Source organism: Sorangium sp. So ce363 (assembly GCF_051520435.1).
Lineage (GTDB): Bacteria > Myxococcota_A > Polyangia > Polyangiales > Polyangiaceae > Sorangium > Sorangium cellulosum_B.
Genome location: NZ_CP150333.1, coordinates 2,823,982 through 2,844,152 on the forward strand (window position 1 = coordinate 2,823,982; position 20,171 = coordinate 2,844,152).

General features: G+C 71.7%; 14 protein-coding genes, 2 tRNA genes and 1 pseudogene. 12 read left to right on the forward strand and 5 right to left on the reverse strand.

Going from position 1 to position 20,171, the window contains the following annotated elements:
- Positions 1-2: 2 nt before the first annotated feature.
- Positions 3-1,271 (forward strand): hypothetical protein, encoded by a 1,269-nt coding sequence (locus WMF12_RS10960; RefSeq protein WP_437870581.1) that lies wholly within the window; start codon positions 3-5, stop codon positions 1,269-1,271.
- On the forward strand, positions 1,268-2,062 hold the full coding sequence (locus tag WMF12_RS10965) for an MXAN_2562 family outer membrane beta-barrel protein (protein WP_437745530.1): 795 nt from the start codon (positions 1,268-1,270) through the stop codon (positions 2,060-2,062). The genes WMF12_RS10960 and WMF12_RS10965 overlap by 4 nt, the downstream gene beginning before the upstream one ends.
- A gap of 50 nt (positions 2,063-2,112) precedes the next feature.
- On the opposite strand, the gene WMF12_RS10970 is transcribed toward WMF12_RS10965, so the two are convergent.
- Positions 2,113-2,703, reverse strand: coding sequence for a serine protease (locus tag WMF12_RS10970; protein ID WP_437870583.1), 591 nt, complete (start codon positions 2,701-2,703; stop codon positions 2,113-2,115).
- A gap of 161 nt (positions 2,704-2,864) precedes the next feature.
- A tRNA-Pro gene (locus WMF12_RS10975) sits at positions 2,865-2,938 on the reverse strand.
- Between the two features lie 216 nt (positions 2,939-3,154).
- Between WMF12_RS10975 and WMF12_RS10980 the strand changes: the two genes are divergently transcribed.
- The 6 genes and pseudogenes from WMF12_RS10980 to WMF12_RS11005 all read left to right on the forward strand — a co-directional run bounded on the left by WMF12_RS10980 (position 3,155) and on the right by WMF12_RS11005 (position 9,366).
- Positions 3,155-3,562, forward strand: a complete 408-nt coding sequence (locus WMF12_RS10980; RefSeq protein ID WP_437745532.1) for a VOC family protein — start codon at positions 3,155-3,157, stop codon at positions 3,560-3,562.
- 157 nt (positions 3,563-3,719) lie between these two features.
- Entirely contained in the window at positions 3,720-4,733 is a 1,014-nt protein-coding gene (locus WMF12_RS10985; RefSeq protein ID WP_437870587.1) for a hypothetical protein, read from the forward strand.
- Positions 4,734-4,903: 170 nt separating this feature from the next.
- Positions 4,904-4,976 (forward strand) — tRNA-Arg (locus tag WMF12_RS10990).
- Between the two features lie 705 nt (positions 4,977-5,681).
- Positions 5,682-6,053, forward strand: a pseudogene (locus WMF12_RS10995) (Pvc16 family protein); the annotation flags it as partial.
- Between the two features lie 117 nt (positions 6,054-6,170).
- Positions 6,171-6,740 (forward strand): hypothetical protein, encoded by a 570-nt coding sequence (locus WMF12_RS11000; RefSeq protein WP_437870588.1) that lies wholly within the window; start codon positions 6,171-6,173, stop codon positions 6,738-6,740.
- A gap of 106 nt (positions 6,741-6,846) precedes the next feature.
- A complete protein-coding gene (locus WMF12_RS11005) occupies positions 6,847-9,366 on the forward strand; it encodes a catalase (RefSeq protein WP_437870590.1) in 2,520 nt (839 codons plus the stop codon).
- Positions 9,367-9,408: 42 nt separating this feature from the next.
- Here WMF12_RS11005 and WMF12_RS11010 read toward each other — a convergent pair whose 3' ends face one another.
- The 3 genes from WMF12_RS11010 to WMF12_RS11020 all read right to left on the reverse strand — a co-directional run bounded on the left by WMF12_RS11010 (position 9,409) and on the right by WMF12_RS11020 (position 13,912).
- Positions 9,409-9,711: a hypothetical protein gene (locus WMF12_RS11010; protein WP_437870591.1), complete on the reverse strand. Its 303-nt coding sequence runs from the start codon at positions 9,709-9,711 to the stop codon at positions 9,409-9,411.
- 173 nt (positions 9,712-9,884) lie between these two features.
- Positions 9,885-11,672: a thiamine pyrophosphate-requiring protein gene (locus WMF12_RS11015; protein ID WP_437870594.1), complete on the reverse strand. Its 1,788-nt coding sequence runs from the start codon at positions 11,670-11,672 to the stop codon at positions 9,885-9,887.
- Positions 11,673-11,956: 284 nt separating this feature from the next.
- A complete protein-coding gene (locus WMF12_RS11020) occupies positions 11,957-13,912 on the reverse strand; it encodes a multicopper oxidase family protein (RefSeq protein ID WP_437870597.1) in 1,956 nt (651 codons plus the stop codon).
- A 98-nt stretch (positions 13,913-14,010) separates the two neighbouring features.
- Between WMF12_RS11020 and WMF12_RS11025 the strand changes: the two genes are divergently transcribed.
- From WMF12_RS11025 to WMF12_RS11040, 4 genes are all read left to right on the forward strand, one after another.
- Complete coding sequence (locus WMF12_RS11025) at positions 14,011-14,895, forward strand: LysR family transcriptional regulator (protein WP_437870600.1); 885 nt, start codon at positions 14,011-14,013, stop codon at positions 14,893-14,895.
- A 4-nt stretch (positions 14,896-14,899) separates the two neighbouring features.
- On the forward strand, positions 14,900-16,873 hold the full coding sequence (locus WMF12_RS11030) for a hypothetical protein (RefSeq protein WP_437870602.1): 1,974 nt from the start codon (positions 14,900-14,902) through the stop codon (positions 16,871-16,873).
- A gap of 170 nt (positions 16,874-17,043) precedes the next feature.
- Positions 17,044-17,520 carry a helix-turn-helix domain-containing protein gene (locus WMF12_RS11035; RefSeq protein ID WP_437870603.1) on the forward strand — a complete coding sequence of 159 codons (477 nt, stop codon included), beginning with the start codon at positions 17,044-17,046 and terminating at the stop codon, positions 17,518-17,520.
- Positions 17,517-20,150, forward strand: a complete 2,634-nt coding sequence (locus WMF12_RS11040; protein ID WP_437870605.1) for a VIT domain-containing protein — start codon at positions 17,517-17,519, stop codon at positions 20,148-20,150. Before WMF12_RS11035 ends, WMF12_RS11040 begins: the two co-directional genes overlap by 4 nt.
- The last annotated feature ends 21 nt before the right edge of the window (positions 20,151-20,171 follow it).

A 20,171-nucleotide genomic window follows, 5' to 3' on the forward strand; every position in this document is an offset into this window, starting at 1 on the left:
CCATGGACACGACAAGGTATCCCGTCCGGCTCCGGCCGCGAGGGCGGCGGCATCTCCCCCGGCTGTGCGCGGTGGCCCTCGCGGCGGCGGCGCTCGCTGGAGGCGCGCGACAGGCCGGCGCGACGGTGACCATCAGCACCGACGTGAAGCGCACCGAGCTGCAGCGGCCAGACGCGCAGTACCCGCTCTGGATCAGCCGCGAGGACTGCCTGACGAACAACGATCTCGAGTTCACGCTCACGCTGAGCGGCTTCTCGACCAGCGATACGCTCGCCGTCTGGGTCAGCGAGTCGCTGGACTGCCTTGCGTATTCGAACCGCGACACCGGCACGCGGTGCAAGCAGGTGTCGGCCGAGTCGAACCTGGATGACACGATGGTCGTCAAGGTGTCGGCGAAGGCGATCGCGGAGGCCCTCGGCGCGGAGGGCTGCGACAGCACGAGGGCCAGCACCGGCGCGGTCCCGCTGAACATCTACTTCCTGCGGCTCGTCTCCTCGGACCAGGACAACCCGGATCACGCCAAGTGGGATACCAGCAAGATGGACCTCCAGGGCCCGAAGCCGCCGACCGGCGTGGCGGCGCACCCCGGGGATGGTCGTCTCCTCGTCGACTATAAGCAGAACGAGGACGAGGACGTGCAGGGCTATTACCTCTACTGCGATGATGGGGGGCAGTCCGCTGCAGCTTCGAGCGGGGCAGGGGCAGCCGGAGGAGGCGATGGCGCGGGGGGATCCAGCGCCGGAGGCGGAGCGGCCGGAGGCGGCGACGGCGCAGGGGGATCCAGCACCGGAGGCGGAGCAGCCGGAGGCGGCGACGGCGCAGGGGGAGCCGGAGGCGGCGCGACGGGGGGCGGCAGCGCCGGTTGTCAGTCGTCGCTCCTGGTTTCGGGGGAGATCCCGGACGCCAAGTACCAGTGCGGCAGCGTGGGGAGGGCCAGCCGTGGCGAGGCCACGGAGAACATCGTCAACGGTAGATCGTATGCCGTCGGCGTCGCGGCCTATGACCAGGTGGGCAATGCCGGGCCGCTGTCGGCGATCTCCTGTGCGACCGCGACCGACGTCGACGGGTTCTTCGAGCAGTACCGGGACGCCGGCGGGCAAGCCGGTGGGGGCTTTTGCAGCATCGAAGGGCCGGTGGGGGCGGGCCGGTGGGCCGCAGCGCCGCTCGCCGCCGTCGCGGCCGGCGCGGCGCTCGGGTTGTTGCGCAGGAGCCGTCGTCGTCGACGCCACGCGTACGCGCACGCGTGTTCCTTCACGCAGGAGAGCGAATGAGCTGTCATCTCCGTCATCAGGCGGCCGCCTGCCTCGCCGGCAGCGCGGCGCTCCTCGCCGCCTCCGTCGCCGGCGCGCAAACGAGCTACGGGATGGGCGACTGGCGGCAGCACGATCGCTCGAGGATCCAGCGAGAGGAGCGCTATGCGTCTCCTCAGAGCTTCGCGTTCGAGCTCCGCTTCGCCCCGTACTCTCCCCAGGTCGACGAGGAGTTCTCCGGCGCGGGCCCCTACGGGAAGACCTTCGGCGACGGCCAGAATTTCTATTTCGGGGTCGAGGTCGACTGGCTGCCGCTCCGGATCCCGTACGTCGGCGCGATCGGCCCAGGGTTCGGCTGGGGGTACACGTCGGCGTCGGCGAAGGCCTTCGTGGCGGGCAGCGACGACAGGGCCGAGGCAGAGGAGACCTCGCTCACCATCATGCCGATGCACCTGTCGGCCGTCCTCCGCGCCGACGAGCTGATGCGCAAGACGGGCGTCCCGATCGTGCCTTACGCGAAGGTGGGCCTGGGGATGGGGTTATGGACCTCGACGTCGGGCCCTGTCACGCCGGTGCCCGATGGCGTCCGGGGCGAGGGCATCACGTGGGGCACGCACCTCGCGTTCGGCGGGATGCTCGCGCTCAACTGGCTGGACCGCCGCTCGGCCTCCCAGCTCGATGAGACGACGGGCATCAACCACACGTACCTGTTCGGCGAGTGGATGTTCGCGAACCTCGACGGGCTGGGCTCGCGCCCGCAGATGCACGTCGGCACCTCGACGTGGGTCCTGGGGCTGGCCTTCGACATGTGAGGCGCGGCGCCGCGGCGCCGTGTGATGCGCGCGCGGCGCCGGTACGCGCTTCACGGCGCGCTGCCGTCGAGCGGCGCGCCGCCGTCGTCTTCCTCGATCACCGTCGTTCCCCGCGGCCGGGTGGTCGTCGCGCGGCGCGGGGGGCTGTCGCTCGCGAAGGTCTCGACGGTCTCCTTGGACGGGGCCCCGACGATGGGCACGACGAGCTCGCGCGCGGCGCCCTCGCGCTCGTACGTGATCTTGAGCTCGCTGGCGCTGGCCAGGGCGCGATAGGCCGCGAACAGGTCGTCCGGGCGCTCCAGGGTCGTGCCGTTGACCTGGGTGACGACATCGCCGGTCTTGAGCTCGATGCTGCTCCAGTCCGCGGGCAGCGCGAGGATCTTCCAGCCGATGAACGCGCCCGCCCGGACGACCTCCTCGACCGGCACGCGCCGCAGGATCCAGGGCGGCCCCTGCAGCAGCACCCGGTCGACGTCGGCGCGGGCGAGCTGCCCGGCGGGCACCGCCTGCTTGGGCGGCGCCGCGCTCTGCGCGCGCGGCGCCGGAGCCGCTGCCGGGGCGGCCGTCTGCGGCCCGCCGCACCCTGCGACGACGGACAGGGAGAGACATGCGCCGAGCAGGAGTCTTACGGGCGTCGACATCGGCGGGACTATGCGCAGCGGACCCGAGGAGGCCAAGTTCGATGCGCGCGGCGGGTGCGATGGCGGAAGCGATGGCGACGCGAGCGGCGATCCAGCTGAGCCGCAGGGCCGGGGCCACCGGGGCCGCCCGGCTCGCGAGGGGCGAGGATCGTCGGAGAGGGTCGGGGAGGCGGGATTTGAACCCGCGACAACGAGCACCCAAAGCTCGTGCACTACCGGACTGTGCGACTCCCCGGGCAGAGCGCGTCCGCGAGCGGGACCATAGACGAGGCGCCCTGCCGGGGCAAGACAGGTCGCGTCGAGCGCGCCGAGCGTGCCGAGCGTGCCGAGCGCGCCGAGCGCCCGGCGCTGGCCGATCGAGCGCCCGGCGTCGGCGAGGCGTCGGCCTCGCGGCGCCCGCGTGGCTTTTCAGGTGCGTCGCCGCATGAAAGGCGCTGAAATGGGGCGCAGTATGAGCGGGACGGTAGCGTCGCTGTCGGTCCATCATCTGGCCGTGGTCGTGCGCGACCTGGTGCGGGCCGAGGCGTTCTACGCGGGCGTCCTCGGATTGCCGGTGGTGCGGCGCTGGACGGACGAGGCCGGAGCGCCTCGGTCGGTGTGGCTCGATCTCGGGGGCGGCGCCTTTCTGGCCGTGGAGCGGGCGGGCGCCGCCGGGCCGATGCGCGCGGACGAGGCGCCAGGCTGGCACTGCGTCGCCCTCGGGATCGCGCCGTCCGAGCGGGAGGCGTGGCGCCGCCGGCTGGCCGCGGGCGGCGTGGGCGTCGAGCGGGAGAGCGCCTACACGATGTACGCGCGCGATCCCGACGGGAACCTGGTGGCGCTCAGCCACTACCCGCACCCGCAGGCGGGGCCGGGCTGATGGCGCGGACCGTGTGCAGTGCGCGTGGAGCGCCGTGGTGAGATGATAGAAGGTCGGGCGGCGCGCCAGGGACCTGGAAGCTGCTCGAGGGCCTGCGCGTCGAAGGGGAACGAACGAGCCGGAGGGTTTCAAGATGCCGCGTTCAACGTCCGATTCCATGTCGCCTGATGCGCCCGTGTCGCTCGTGCTCCCCTGCGGGGCGATCGGGCTCGTGGGCGGCTGGCTCACGGCCGACGTTCTCGAGATGGACGAGCTCGTGCCCCGCTTCCTGCTCGCGGGTGTGACCCCGATCGTCGCGGCGCTGCTGGGTCACTACCTGACGCCGCGGATCGGAGGCGTCTGGGGCGATGGCTCGATGGCGTTCGGCGCGGGCGATGCGCCGGCGGACGGCCTGCCGTGGGTCGACGCGCCGGGGAAGTGGACCCGGCGGGGGCCGTTCGTGGCGGGCGTGCTGGCGCTGTGGGCCATCGTGGTGGCCGGCGTCGTGAACGGGATGACCATCGGGCTCGTGGCGGGGCCGGCAGGGATGATCATCGGCGCGGCGTTCGGCGCGGTGTTCGCGCTGCCGTTCGTTCCGGCGCTCGCGGTGGTGCTGAGCGCGGCGAACCGCGTCGGGCGGGCGCGCGCCGGCTCGATCGTGGCGCTCTCGGATCGGCGGGCGGTGTGGGCGGCGACTGCGGCGGTGATCGCGGTGGCGCTGCAGCTGGGGTCGGGGCTGGCGGGGGCGGCGGCGCCCGACCTGGGGCGCCTCGTGGCGGCGATGGGGTTCGCCGTGGTGGCGGGGCTGTGCGCGCTGGACGCGATGGAACTCGCGAGGGTGCTGAAGCTGCCGCGGGAGCGGAGCGGGGCGGGGGACGAGGTCGCGGAGCGGATCGCAGAGGAGATCGAGGCGGGGGCGACGGGGGTGATGGCGGCGGGAGACGACGGCGCAGCGAGCAGCGCTGCGCGGGTCGGGGGGAAGGGGACGGGGGAGAGGATCGATCTCGGCCTCGGGGACGAGGTGCAGGTCGAGGTGGTGAGGCCGACGCACGCCTACCGGGGGGCGCAGCAGATCGCCCGGGTGGTGCGGGGGAACCGCGAGCGCGCCGTGGCGGCGCTGCGCGCAGGGCTGATGCGGGGCGCGGGCGCGCTGGCGATCGGGGCGGCGCTCTGGGGCGAGGTGTGGAAGTGATCGAGGCGCGCGGCGGAAGGCGAAAGCGCGCGGGATGGCGGCCAGCGGAGGAGCGCGGGCCGGTGAGGCGCGGCGGAAGAGCGGGCTGGACGAGGGCGTGGCTGGGGATCTGGCTTGATGCGTGAGGCGAGGTGTGCCAGGGTCCGGCGCCCGTAGCGGCTGTCGCCCCTGCCCCCGTAGCTCAGTGGATAGAGCAGCGGTTTCCTAAACCGAAGGTCGCAAGTTCAATTCTTGCCGGGGGTGCCGAAGGATTTCGGGCACTTACGAGAACGGGCCCGCGTGCCATGGGCCGATTGTGGGCTGCTCGATCTGCCCATGGCCCGCCGCGGCGGTGAGGTGCTCCTTCCAGCGGCGCGGCGCCTTTGCTGCCTGCCGTCGCTTCCTCGCGGGCCCGGCGGGAACCGCTATGCATCGGAGGACCCGGCCGGCGAGGTGCAGCGCGCGCGGCCGTGGCCGCTCGAGCGCGTGGTGCCGCCGCCTCCGCGCCGGCGGAGCAAGCCAGGGGGCGGCCCGACGGGCGAGCTGCGCCTGCGGACGCGTATCGAAATCGCGCTTTCACCGGGTGGGTTCGTCGCTCCCGCCGATCACGTCGTTCGTATCGTGAGCGGATTGCTCGTCGCGGAGGATGTGGCCGTCGCCTTCTGTGCAAATAGGCATCGGCGACATCGGGCAGGTCGACGAACGTCATGCAGCTGTGGTTTTCGGAGACGGAGCCGGACGGCTTGCCGCGACGGACACCGAACGCGCCCATCCAGGTCGGCACGCCGAGCCGATCGCGACCCCGAATGCGGCGGACCCTCGCGTCCTCGCCCAGGCAGCGGATCGCAAACCACCTACCTGAACCCGACAGCGGCCAGCTGGCGTTTGCGATTGCGATTGCGGAGACGCTGACCCGCTCGGGGCGGCGGATGTCATCGTCATCGAGTCACCGGTGTCCGTCCTGACCATTTTCGCGCGCCGCTGCCGATCGACTTCCATTACCTCGTGACGGCCTGGGGGCGCGACGCGAGGGAGCAGGGCGCCCTGCTCGTGTGGGTGATGCGGCAGCTAGAAGACATCGGCCCGCTCCGCGCTGCAGTGCTGAACCACCATTATGGCACCACCGCAGCCCCGTTTCATGAAGACGAAGAGGTGCAGGTCACGTTCGAGCCGCTGACCCTGCAGGACCACGTGAACGTCTGGGAGGTCGCCAAGGCGAGCATGCAGACCTCCGCGGCCTATGTCGCGCGCGCGGTGCCCATCGAGACCACCGAGACCGAATCGCGTCACGGCCCGGTGCAAACCAGGGAGTTTGTCGCAGGGCCGCAGGTGTCGCCGTGACGGCCGACGTGATGACCCGCGTCGCCCCGCTCGGCCTGCGCTTCTGGGACGAGGTGAATCGCGATCTCGTGCGCGACGCGCGCGCCGTCCCCCGCGCTGAAAGGCGTGCTCTACTCGATGGCCCGCGCCGTCGATGCGCGGCAGTACCTCTGCCTCGACGCCGACCTGCTCGTGCTCGACTCGCTCGCCGAGCTCCTCGAGCAGCACGCGCGCCTGCCGGCCGGGAAAGTGCTCATCACGCCCGAGTCCATGCCCGGCGGCCCAGCGAGCCTCGGTGCTGCTCCCACGTCGATCTATCATGGAACCGCTGGGGAGATCTCTTCACTCACACGCGGAGGCCCCGCCCTCGCGGCGTATCCCCACGTCGTGAACGACGGGCTCTTCGTGGCCGACCGCGTGGGTCTGGAGGCGGTCGACGGGTGGCTCCGCTCCTCCGCCGGGATCGTGCAATGGGTGCATGGGCGCCGCGACGTCCGGTGGCGCCAGAAGGCCGCGCTCAACCTCGCCCTCGCCAGCATCGGCGCCGGCGCCGCGCTCGACCCTGCCTACAACGTGCAGTTGCACGCCGAGCGGGCCGAGCCCGACGGCGGCGGCGGCGCGCGCTGGCGAGGTGGACGTGCGAGGGTGCTGCACTTCAACGGCGCAGCACGCAGGCTCCATGCCGCCTGGTGTACCCGATTGCGGTGAGCGTCAGCCTGCGGGCGAGGGTCCCGATCCGGCTGTGGCCGCCGCCCTGCCAGGACGCGTGTTGGTGCGCCCTTTGCTGAAACCCCGGCTCCCCGGAGGACATCTCATGACCGATCGCAAAGACCCCACGAAGCTGTCGTCCAGTGAGCCGGCGCCGACCGAGAAGGGCGCGGGCAGCGCGAAGCAATCGATGGGCGGCCCGTCGGCCAAGCCGCGGGCGGCACGGCCCAAACGCAGCCTCCTCGAGCGCGCGGCGACCGCGCTCGGCAGCGGGACGAGCAGCGATGACGCCGCGGTCCGCAATATCGCGGCAGCCGACCGCCTCGACGCGAAGGTCGACGCCACCGAAGCGCTCGTCGCCGCGATCCCCGAGAACGTGAACAAAGGCGCCGAGTACGCGCTACGCGGCAAAATGCCACAGCCGCCGCAAGGTGCCACGGCGAAGCCCGAGAACCTCGACGCGACCGCGAGCACGATCACCGAGAGCAACGAGTCCGAGAAGAACGGCGCCAAGGCGGCGCCGGGCGCCAATCCGAACCAGGGGCCTCTGCAGAAGCATCGGGTCGACTCGCTCGGTCGGGCGCTGACGACGAACCAGGGCGTGCCCGTCGGCGACAACCAGAACTCGCTGCGCGCGGGGCTGCGCGGCCCGACGCTGCTCGAGGACTTCATCCTGCGCGAGAAGATCACGCACTTCGATCACGAGCGCATCCCCGAGCGCGTGGTGCACGCGCGCGGCTCGGGCGCGCACGGCTACTTCGAGTGCACCGAGGACATCACCTCGCTCACCAAGGCCGCGCCCTTCGCCAAGGTCGGCAAGCGGACGCCGGTCTTCGTGCGCTTCTCGACCGTGGCGGGCGAGCGCGGCAGCGCCGATACGGTGCGCGACGTGCGTGGCTTCGCCGTGAAGTTCTACACCGAAGAGGGCAACTGGGATCTGGTCGGCAACAACATCCCTGTCTTCTTCATCCAGGACGCGATGAAGTTCCCCGACGTGGTGCACGCCGTCAAACCCGAGCCGCACCACCAGATGCCGCAGGCGTCGAGCGCGCACGACACCTTCTGGGACTTCATCTCGCTCATGCCCGAGTCGATGCACATGGTCATGTGGCAGATGAGCGACCGGGCGATCCCGCGCAGCTTCCGGACGATGCAGGGCTTCGGCGTGCACACCTTCCGGCTCGTCAACGCGGCCGGCGAGGCGACGCTCGTGAAGTTCCACTGGACACCCGTGCTCGGCACGCACTCGCTCGACTGGGACGAGGCGGTGAAGATCGCGGGCGCCGACCCCGACTTCCACCGCCGCGATCTCTGGGAGGCCATCGAGGGCGGCGCGTTCCCCGAGTACCTCTTGCAGATCCAGACGTTCACGGAGGCGGAGGCCGAGCGGTGGAGCTTCGACGTGCTCGACGCGACCAAGATCGTGCCGGAGGAGCTCGCGCCCCTGCGCACCGTCGGCCGGCTCGTCTTGAACCGCAACCCGGACAACTTCTTCGCCGAGACGGAGCAGGTCGCGTTCTGCACGCAGCACATCGTGCCCGGCATCGACTTCACGAACGACCCGCTGCTCCAGGGGCGCAACTTCTCGTACCTCGACACGCAGCTCTCGCGCCTCGGCGGGCCGAACTTCCACGAGATCCCGATCAACGCGCCGGTCGCCGAGGTGCACAACAACCAGCGCGACGGGTTCCACCGCCAGGCGATCAACCGCGGCCGCGTGAACTATGAGCCCAACTCGCTCGCCGGTGGCTGCCCCTTCCAGGCCGGCGCGCGCGGCTTCGCCTCGGTCGCCGAGCGGCTCCTGGCGCAGCAGGCCGCGACCGAGCCGAGCAAGCTGCGCGCGAAGCCCGAGAAGTTCGCCGACCACTACACGCAGGCGCGCCTCTTCTGGGCGAGCCAGACGCCCGTCGAGCGCGCGCACATCGCGCGCGCCTTCCGCTTCGAGCTGACGCGCGTGCAGACGCAGGCCATCCGCGAGCGGATGGTCCGGATGCTGCGGAACGTCGACGAGGGGCTGGCCGCGCGGGTCGCGGCCGACCTCGGCATGGCGCTCCCCGAGCCGCTCTCGATCGTGGCGCCGCCCGTCAAGGATCCCGAGGTCGTGGCGTCGCCGGCCCTGTCGCTGTTCGCCCGGCCCGGCGATGGCCGCATCCTCGGCCGCCGCGTCGCGCTCCTCGTCGCCGACGGCGTGAGCGGGGCGGAGGCGGGCGCGCTCTACGAGGCGCTGCTGCTGGCGGGCGCGGTGCCCCGCTACGTCGGCGCGCGCCTCGGGGTGGTGCGCACCGCCGAGGGCGACGAGCTGCCGGTCGAGGTCACGGTCGAGGCGGCCCCGAGCGTCCTCTTCGACGCCGCGGCGCTGCTGCCCGGCAGGGGCGCGGCGGCGCTGGCGCGCGACGGGCTCGCGGTCGAGTTCGTCCAGCTCCAGTACCGCCACTGCAAGCCGCTGCTCGTGCCAGCGTCGGCCGCGCCGCTCGCCGAAGCCGCCGGCATGAAGGCCGCCGCGGGGGCCGATCCGGGCCTGCTCGTCCTGCCGGACGACGCGGTGGCCGCGGCGGCGCCGGCGTTCGTCAAGGCGATCGCCATGCACCGCGCGTGGCAACGCCAGACCGAGCCGCCGGCGGTGTGACCCGGCTCAGCGCTCCCTGACCTCGTCTGGGCCTCGTGCCCCTCACCAGAGGCGCCGGCGTTCGCGACGTGCGCGCGCCGCCACGGCCGCGGCGGTCGCCAGGGCGAGCGCGACGGCCGCGGCGGCGGCGAGGCGCCGGGCCGTGGGCGCGGCGCCGCCCTCGATGACGCGCAGGTTCGCCTTCGCCGTGACCCGATCGCACGCGAGCCGCTCCTCGCTGCGCTCGATCGGCTGGGCGAGGCCTGACGGCGCCGCGGGAACGGCTTCGGCGCGGACATGACCGCGCTCGCCGAGGGAGCGGGAGACCCTCTCCAGATCGAACCGGATCACACCGGATGGTTCCATGGGCGCTGCATTTGCAATCGCCGTTCCCCATCGGTGCACCAGCGCGCTCGCCGGTTCGACGGGTCGGTCGCGTGGAGCGCCCGGACGCCCGCGGCGACGCGGACCTCGCCGTCGATCATGCGCGAGAGCTCGTCCGCGAGCGTCTCCGCCTCGGGGCCGGCCGGCGCGCTCCGTCAGCCCCGGTGCGGGATCCAGCTCTCGATCATGTCGCGGTACGCCTGGCGGATGACCCCGCGCCCGCCCGGGTCGCCCCGGAGCAGCGCCGACGTGAGCATCGTGGCCTGCTTCAGGGTGATGTGCGGCGGCAGCGGCGGGACCTCCGGGTCGGTGATCGCCTCCACCACCACCGGCCGGTCGACCCGGAAGGCCTCGTCCCACGTGCGCGCGACCTGGTCCGGGCGGTCGATCCGCACGCCGCGCAGCCCGAGCGCCTCGGCGTAGGCCGCGTACGGGAAGTCCGGCAGCGTCTGGGACGCCTCGAGCTTGGGATCGCCGCTCATGGCGCGCAGCTCCCAGGTGACCAGGTTCAGGTCGCGGTTGTTGAGCACCAGCACGACGAGGCGCGGGTCCTTCCACTCGCGCCAGTACTTCGCGACGGTGATGAGCGTGTTGATGCCGTTCATCTGCATCGCGCCGTCGCCGACCATCGCGACGACCGGGCGATCGGGGAAGGCGAACTTCGCCGCGACCGCGTACGGCATCGCGGGTCCCATCGTCGCCAGCGTCCCCGAGAGCGAGGCCATCATCCCCGCCCGGATCTTGATGTCGCGCGCGTACCAGTTCGCCGACGTTCCGGAGTCGGCGGTCAGGATGCAGCCGTCGGGCAGCCGCGGCGACAGCTCCCAGTAGACGCGCTGCGGGTTCAGTGGATCGGCGTCGTTCATCGCCCGCGCCTCGAGCACCTTCCACCAGTCGGCGACGCTCTCCTCGAGCTTGCGCCGCCACGAGCGGTCGGTCTTGAGCTTGAGGTAGGGGATGAGCGCCCGCAGCGTCTCGGCGCTGTCGCCGATCAGGTTGACCTCCATCGGGTAGCGCAGGCCGAGCATCCGGCCGTCGATGTCGATCTGGACGCCGCGCGCCTTGCCCTCCTCCGGCAGGAACTCCGGGTAGGGGAAGTTCGAGCCGACCATGAAGAGCGTGTCGCAGTTGGCCATCATCTCCCAGCTCGGCTTGGTGCCGAGCAGGCCGATCGCGCCGGTCACCCAGGGCAGGTCGTCGGGGAGCGCGGCCTTGCCGAGCAGCGCCTTCGCGACGCCGCACCCGAGGATCTCGGCGGCGCGCACGATCTCCGGCGCGGCCCCGAGCGCGCCCTGGCCGATCAGCATCGCGACCCGCTTGCCGGCGTTCAGCACGTCGGCCGCGCGCCGCAGGTCCTCCTCCTTCGGCACCACGCGCGGCGAGGCGTAGCCGATGCCGGAGTGCACGGTGCCGTGCGCGTGCGGGGGCTGCTCGACGGCGTCGAGCTCCTGGACGTCCTTCGGGACGATGACGCAGGTGACGGTGCGCTCCGCCCTGGCGATGCGCATCGCGCGGTCGATGAGGTGGCGGAGCTGCATGGGAGAGGACGCCATCTGCACGTACTCGTGCGCGACGTCCTTGAAGAGCGTCAGGAGATCGACCTCCTGCTGGTAGCTCCCGCCGAGCGCGGCGCGGTCCTGCTGGCCGACGATGGCCACGACCGGCTGGTGGTCGAGCTTCGCGTCGTAGAGCCCGTTCAGGAGGTGGATGGCGCCGGGCCCCGAGGTCGCCAGGCACACGCCGACCTCGCCGGTGAACTTCGCGTGGGCGCACGCCATGAACGCGGCCATCTCCTCGTGCCGCACCTGGATGAACCGGAGGTCCGGAACGCGGTGGAACGCCCCGACGATCCCGTTGATGCCGTCGCCTGGATAGGCATAGACGCGCCGGACACCCCACGCGACGAGGCGCCTCAGCAGGAACTCGCCGACGGTCTGGGCCATGATTTCCCCCAGTCCGAGCTCGTACGTGAGCTCGACCCTGCGCGCCGTGCGACAAACGTGCCGCCTCGCGGCGCCGCGCGCTGCGTGCCGCGGCTGCGCGTGCGAGCGTGCGCTATGCGCGCGGGCGCAGGCAGGCAGGGCGGCGCTTCGCTCACGTGAGGAGGCGCCGCCATGGGCTCGCGCGCCGCGCGGCGGCGCTGCGCGCGCCGAACCCATCGTGCACCCACCTCGCCCGCGGCGTCAGGCAACGTGAATGCCACCCGGCGCGGCGCATCGGCGCGAGCTCACGGGCCGCAGAGCTCGAGGTTCGGCGGCGGCGGCGCCGGGTACGCGTCGGTCGCCGTCTTCGCGAACTGGCACGCGAGATCGTCCGGCTGACACCCTGCCTGGGAGATGCACGCGCCGCTCTCGTCCGTCCCCTGACACAGGCACTCCTCATCTCCCGGGTCGCAGATCTCCACGAGCTCCATCATGCCTTCGTCCTCGTGGTTCAGCTTGTGGCAGTGCGCCACGAACTGGCCTGTGAACTTCCTGGGGTTCATGATCACGTCGCGCGGCCCGTCCTCGACCTGGACCCACATCGTGTCTCGCCAGTGGGCGAAGTTGGGCTCCTTGTTCGATTTGTTGGGGCACACAAGGAACGGGTTGATGTGGATATGGAAGGGGTGCCCGTCGAACGCGCGGATCTCCCACCGCTCCGGGCTCCCGACGGTCATGACCCGATCGCTCCGGTAGCCGCGGGCGCGCCGCTCGTCGAACTTGCGGCAGCTGATGTTCGGATCCGGGCAGATGCACACCGGCGCGTCCGGATCGACCTCGTGCGGGTGCTCTCCCGGGTCACAGGACATGAGCGCCACATCGCTGCTCAGATCGGGCGGCTGGCTCCCCGGCGTGGGCACGAGGAGCACCACCTTCTGGTGCACGGCCTCGACCGAATCGCAGCTCACCTCCATCTCCTCGCCGTCGACCGTGCCGGTCCACGACGTCGGCGGCGCGAGCGCGGCCACGTCCGCCTCCGCGGGCAGGTTCACCTCGGTGGGCTCGCCCGCGCTCGGATCCACGTCGACGATCGCGATCACGCTCCCCAGGAGATCGTTCGGCCGGCGCCCGACGAGGCAGAGCGTCTGCTTGCCTTCAGGCATCTTCACCATCACGTCGGCGCGGTACCCGGGCGAGACCCACACCGTGTCGCTCCTGTAGAACTGCGGCAGCGTCAGCCCGTCGCGCGCGATCTGCGTCGTCTCGATGGGCGCCTTGTCGAAATCGGAGCACGAGGCGTCCTTCGCGACGTGGAGCTTCATCCCCATCTCGTCCGGGCTGCCCGCGTAGACCATGCGCCAGCGCTCCACCTGCCCGGGCGGCGTCGTGAGCCGCGGCCTGAGCTTGCCGTTGATCAGCGTGGCCCGGAGCGACTCGACCGCGAGGAAGTCGGTCACCGACAGGTTGTCCTCGGTGCAGGCCTCTCCCTCCTTCAAGGGCACCGTGTTCTGGTGATCGATGGGCACCTGCGTCATGACCATCACCCGCTCTCTGGCCCTGGCGATGCCGGGCACCTCGTCGAGCGCGCCCTCGATGAGGAGCGCCCCGGCGGCCCCATCCATGACCTGGATGGCCGTGGAGCCGTGGATGTGAGGGTGGTACCAGTCGGTGCCCTCGTGGTGGATCCCGTCCTCGTCAAGGTCCCAGCGGTACCGGGCGCTCTCCCCCGGCCCCACCTCGTGCAGCACGTGGTCGCCGAAATACCTCGCCTCGGGCGCGCAGCCGTCCCCCTCGCACGGGTCCGCGGGATCGTCCGTCGCGAAGTTGGGCTGCACGTGCAGGCCGTGGCCGTGCAAGTTCGTCAGGTTGAAGTCGTGGCACGACCTGTTGCCATGGCCCATCATGCTCGCGATCTCGCGGAAGTCGCTCTTCGTGAAGTCGTTATGCAGGTTCACGTGGACCCTGCGATCCTCGCCCTTCGGAATGCGGATCGTCGGGCCGCTCGTCATTCCGTTGTACGCACGGAGACAGAACCGCCGCCCGTCGATCTCGACCTCGCTCGGGCCGAAACGCAGCTCGTACGCTCCATCCGCGCCCGGCTGGAGCTCGGGGGGGTCCTCGTACGTGGACGTCGTCTGCGGCGTCGTGCTCGTCGTGCTCGTCTCCTCGCCTCCGCCGCAGCCTGCGGGCGCCGCGAGGGAGAGGGCCAGCGCCGCGAGCGAGCCTGTGCGCGTGAGCGCGTGCGAATCGTCTCGTGCCATCAACTTGTCTCCTCCTTTCGCGACACTATCGAGCGGCGCCGCATGTGGATGGCCGAAGACGGTCACCCCTGGCTAGAATGCGGACAGTGGCAGGGTGTATGGATCTCGAAGAGCTTCGCGCCTTCCTCGCCGTGGTCGAGGCCGGCTCCTTCCTGGGCGCGGCGCGCGCGCTCGGCTCGTCGCGCACGACGCTCCGGCGTCAGGTCGCGTCGCTGGAGGCGCGCGCCGGCGTACTCCTGCTCGAGAGCGTGCGGAACGGCGTCGTGCCGACCGAGGCCGGGCAGGTGCTCGCCCGGAAGGGGCGCGGCATGGTGCAGGAGGCCGCCGCGCTCCTGGCCTCGATCCGGGAGGTGGGCGACGCGCCCTCGGGCACCCTGCGGGTCATCCTGCCCGTGGGGCTGCCGCCGCACATGATGACGCCGCTCTTCGCCGCCGTTCGCAGCGCGTATCCGAGGCTCCACGTCCACTGCCGCTTCAGCAACGATCCGCTGGGGGAGGCGCTCACGGACATCGACATCGCTGTCCACTTCGGCGAGGACGCGCCGAGCGGACACTGGATATCTCACGTCGTCCTGCGCGTCCGCGAGTGGCTCATCGCCAGCCGCGCGTACCTGGAGCGGCGCGGCACGCCACAGACGATCGACGATCTGAAGCACCACGAGCTGTTCGCGTGGCAGGCCCCGGGCGAGGACGCGCGCACCTGGCGGACATGGCGGGGCGCGCCCTTCACCGTGGAGCCGGCCCTCATCGCGACGGACATCCACTTCATCCGGCACTGCTGCATCTCCGGCCTGGGCATCGGCCTCGTCCCCGACGCGCTCGTGCCCGACCCGGACGTGGGGCCGGACGCGCTCGTGCCGGTCCTGCCCGACGTGGTCGGGCAGGAGCGGCCCGTGCGGCTCAGCGTCCCGGGGGCGCTGTCGGAGATACCGAAGATCAAGGTGTTCATCGGGCACGTGCGGGCGTCGCTCGGGAAGCTGTAGCGCCATGGCGAGACACCACCGGAAGATCGCGATCTCGTGCGCGGCCGCTGCGATGGCGGTGACCGGCTTCGCGGGAACGGCGCGCGCGCAGATCGCTGACGCGGTCTACGAGGACGTGAGGGACATCATCGAGGATCTGATCCAGCGGGAGGTCGCCGAGGCGGTCGCCCCCAACCTGGTGTGCCAGACGGCGCGCCTGGCGAGCGCGGATCACCACCTGCGAGAATACGCAGGGATCGTCGACAAGCTCGAAGACGCGGCGGCGGGCCCGGAGAAGGAAGCGCTCGAGAGGCGGCGCGACGAGCTAAGGCCCATTCTGAGGAGGGGGTTCCCGATCCTCACCTATTTCCCTCTCACGCTCCAGCGGGTCTTCCGGCGGCAGTTCGGCGCGATCCGGACGAGCGTCACGGACGAGGTCGCAGGCTTCGCGGGGCACATGGTCTACGTCGGGCTGACGTCGAACGAGGGCCAGATAAAAAAGCCGCAGGGGACGCAGAGCATCGAGCTCCTGCACAAGTTCGCGAGCGCCGACGACGCTCGCGCCGAGCGGGCCGCGGCCAGCAAGCTGACGTGGACCAGGCTCGACCCGCGGTCGTTGAACACCTGTGTCTCCGTGCTCAAGGAGGATCTCGCGTCGGGCGTCACCGACGCAGGCGCGCCGTCGCCGCTCGAGAAGGACTGCGGCGCGAGCGCGGCGTCAGGGACCAGCTACGCCTGTGAGCTCGCGTTCGCCGTTCGCGCCATTCTCCAGAGGAAAGACGCCCTGGCGGAGGAGCACTTCATCAGGGCAGCCGCCGTCGTGGTCGGGGCGACCGCCGCGAAGGCCCTCGAGGTGACGGACGACGCCGTGAGGAGAAGACTCCTGGACGAGGCGGTCCTGGTCACGAGAGACGTCCTGCGCGGCGGCAAGAAGCTCGACGAGATCCTCCCTGTCCTCTTGTCCGCCGCACCCGCCGCGTCCGCCGCCGCCGAGGCAGACGCAGCCGCTCGTGCCCGGGAGCTGCGCTCGAGGTTGAGCAACCTCGAGCGCCTCCGGGTCCAGTGGAACATCGGCACGCGGGGCGGCGCGAACAACCTGGATATTGTGAGCTTCGTGAACGTCATCGGCGCCGCCGGCGGCGCGCTCCGCGATCTCTGTGACAAGGACCTGATCGGCCAGGTCTGCGCTCAGATCGACCGACAGTCCTCGGCGCTGACGAAGATCGGCGACCTCCAGGCGGACCTCTGGCCGGCGATCCGGCTCGCCAGCCAGGGCGAGTACGGGGAGGCCGCGAGCCGCGCGATCAGGACGTTCTTCTCCTCGCGGCCCGGAGGCGAGGGGGATCAGGTCGAGATCTACCGGCGCTTCGCCGAGGCGGTCATCGTCTACGTCCTCGCGACGGTCGACGACAAGATTCCTTCGGACGCCGACCGGGCCGCGTTCCGGGAGGCGTCCGTCGAGGTGCTCCGGGAGCTGGGCACGGGGGGCGGCATGGATCGCCCGTGGGGTCACGCCTTCTACAGGCCCGACATGGCGCTGCGCGTGTCGTGGAGCCCGAGCTACATCGACGGCGAGGGCGGATCGCCGAGGATCGTGCCGTCGGCGAACACCCTCAACCTGCGCGGCGTCGTGCGTTATACGGATGCCTATTATTTCGCCCTCCAACCCTCCTTCATCGACCTCCTCGCCCCGCTGAGCGAGCTCGCGCTCCGGCGCTCGGAGGCGGTCGAGTACGAGGATTCGGGCCGTGTCCTCCTGAACGCGGTGACCCCTCGGATCGAGGCGATGGTCGGCGTGCCTGCCCTCTCGAAGCACCTCGTCGTCTCCGGCGGCGCTTCCCTGCGCCTTTCGGCGCCCTTCAAGAAGAAGGATCAGGAGGGGTGCGACGGCACCTGCTATCGCTACAAGTTTCTCTGGAACAAGAAGGACGATGTCGTCTCGGACCCGGCTGGGCTCGGGTTCATCGAGTTCGGATTCGCGGTCAAGTACCTGCTCTGAAGCATCTTCTCGAATTTGTTCGGGAAAATTCACAGGGAGACGAGGAGACGAGGAGTAAAATCCCAGCTCTCCCCGCCTCCCCGCCTCCCTGTTCAATTTTCTGCTGAAGATGCATGGGGCGCAGGCGAACTGGAACTGTATACTTGACAGTTGTAGTGTCTCGATGCAGGATGCTCCTCGTGATGACGTACAAGCTCGACGAGCTCGCGGGCGAGGCGGGGGTGGCGCCGCGCACGGTGCGGTATTACGTGCAGCGCGGCCTCCTTCCGGCGCCGGAGTTCCGCGGGAAGGACACCTCCTACGGGCGAGAGCACCTCGCGCGGCTCCGCGCCATCAAGGTCCTCCAGCAGGCGCACTTGCCGCTCGAGGAGATCCAGGCGCGCCTCGCGGGCGCGGGCCTCGACGAGATCGAGCGCATCGCCGCGGGGGCGCCGCCGGGCGATCTCGAGGTGCGCTGCGCCGCCCCGGAGGAGGCCGCCGCGTCGAGCCCGCGCGCCGGCGCCCCGCGCGGCGAGCGCTGGGAGCGGGTCGAGATCGCCGACGGGGTGGAGCTCCACGTGCGGACCGACGCCCCGGAGCCCTCGCGGCGCATCGCCCTCGATATCGAGTCTCGTTACACAACCCTTGCCCCGAAAGGCTCGCGATGAACCCCTCCCACGATCCTTCGCACCCGTCGCCGATGTCGTGTCTTCGCACCTCCGAGGGCCACCCGGTCCCGCTGCTCGGCGTCTCCCTCTCGGGCGAGGTCCTCGGCGGCGCGGCGCGGCTCGTCGTGCGGCAGCGCTACCGGAACGAGGAGCGCCGGCCGATCGAGGCGATCTACACCTTCCCGCTCCCGGGCGAGGCGAGCATCGCCGGCTTCGCCATGGAGTGCGCCGGCCGCAGGCTCGAGGGGGAGGTCAAGGAGCGCGAAGAGGCGTTCCAGGCCTACGACGAGGCCATCGCCACCGGCCACGGCGCGGCGCTGCTCGATGAGGAGCGGCGCAACGTGTTCACGGCGAGCGTCGGCAACCTCCTGCCGGGGGAGGAGACGGTCGTCGAGGTCACGTTCGTGCAGGCGCTCACGGCCGACGAGGGGGCGCTGCGGCTCATGATCCCGACCCTCGTCGCGCCCCGCTACATCCCCGGCGCGACCGGGGGCGACCGGACCGCGCACGGCGTCCAGGAGCCCACGGGCGACGTGCCCGACGCCGACCGCATCTCCCCCGAGATCGCGCGGGTCGACTACGGGATCACCGTGGATATCGTCTTCGATCTCGGGCGCGACGTCGCGATCGAGAGCCCCTCGCACGCGCTCTCGGTGCGCCGCGAAGAGGGGTATCGCCAGCGGGTCTCGCTACGGAACGACAAGGCCGCGCTCGATCGGGACATCGTGCTGCTCGCGGCGGGCGCGCCGGGCGTGCAGGCAGGCGTGGTGTGCGACAGGACCAAAGGCCAGGAGGGGACCTTCGCCCTCACCGTGGTGCCGGACCTCTTCGATACGCATGCACACGCGAAGCGGGCGTCCTCCCGGCGCGACGTCGTGTTCGTCGTCGACGTGTCGGGATCGATGCAGGGCGAGTCGCTCGACCAGGCGAAGCGCGCGCTCCGGCTGTGCCTCCGCCACCTCGCCGAGGGGGATCGGTTCGGCGTGATCGCGTTCTCCAGCGATTTCCGGGCGCTCGATCCGTCGCTCGCCCCGTTCACGCAGGCGACCCTGAAGGCCGCGGACGCGTTCGTCGAGGGCCTCCGCGCGGACGGCGGGACGGAGATGCTGAATCCGCTGCTCGCGGCCGTGGGCATGCTCGGCGACGCGGAGCGAGACCGCGTGGTCGTGCTGCTGACGGACGGTCAGGTGGGCAACGAGGCGCAGATCGTCGATCGCGTCGTCCAGCGGGGCAAGGGGGTGCGGATCTACTCGTTCGGCATCGGCACGAACGTGAGCGATGTGCTGGTGAGCGATCTCGCGCGCCGGACGGAGGGCGCAGCAGAGTTCATCCACCCGGGCGAGCGCATCGACGAGAAGGTCACGGCCCAGTTCGCGCGGGCGACGGCGGTCCGGGTCACCGGGCTCGAGGCGCGCTTCGAGGGGGTCGACGTCGGCGAGCTCGCGCCGGCCGAGCGTCCCGCGCTCGTCGACGGCGAGCCGTGGGTGCTCTACGGCCGCTACGGTCAGCCGGGGAGGGGGCGGCTCTCGCTCCGCGGGACCCTGCGCGGGGAGCGCTTCCACCTCGAGGTGCCGGTCGAGCTCGCGGCGGAGGCGTCGCGGCCCGGCCTCGAGGCGCTGTGGGCGGGCGCGCGGGTGCGGGAGCTCGAGGAGTCGGAGCGCGGGCTGTCCGGCAAGCGCGCCGAGGCGATGCGAAAGCGGATCGTGGACCTCGCGGTCCGGCACCGGGTGGCGTCGAAGCACGCGTCGTTCGTGGTGATCGAGCGGCGGACGGGCGACCGGCGCGCCCACGGGCAACCCGAGGCGCGGCCCGTGCCGGTGAGCGCGCCGGCGGGGTGGGGGATGTCGAGCCACCGCGGCCCGGCGGCGTCCGGGCCCGTGATCGACGCGATGATGGTGATGGCGATGGACGGGCGCGGCCCGAGGAAGGGCGGCCCGGGCGGCCCCGTCGTCATGAGATCCAGGGCCCCCGCGCCCGCTTCCATGGCGGCCGCCGCCCCGCCCAGGTCGGCGCCGGCCGCGAGCGGCCTGCTGGCGCGCGCCAAGCAGCTCTTCCAGCCGAGCGAAGGGGCCGCGGCCGCGCGCGGCTCGGCCGACCTGGCGGCGGGCTCCGTCGCGCCCCCGGCCGCCGCCGCGCCGGGCGGCCCCGCGTCGCCGCACTACGTGCCTCCGCCGGCCCCGGCCGCCGCGCCGGCGCCGAGCGTCGTGCCTAAGGGGAGCCCGTCCCAAGGGGACAGCCTGGGGCGCCTCTTCGAGGAGCAGCTCGCGTCCGGGCTCTGGGAGCGTGGCGACTCGACCGATCTGGGCCGGCTCTCCAGCACGGCCCTGTGCCTCGCGGCGTGCCATGACCAGGGCGTCGACTCGGCCCACCCCATCTACGGCGCCCAGGTCGCCAAGGCGATCGAGGCGCTCTGCGCGCTGGCCGCGTCGCTCCTCCAGCGCGGAGGTGCCGACGGGGAGGTGGCCGCGGCGCTCGCGGCGGCCTACCTCGTCGCGGGCGGCCGGCGGCTGCGGGCGCAGGTCCGCGACGCCGTGGCGGCCGCCGCGCCCGAGGCGGTGCGCGCGCTGCTGGGCGAGCTCGGGGACGCCGAGGCGCTCAGGCTAAGGGTCGAGGAGCTGCACGGCGCATGACAGGCTCGCCGCGGCCGGACG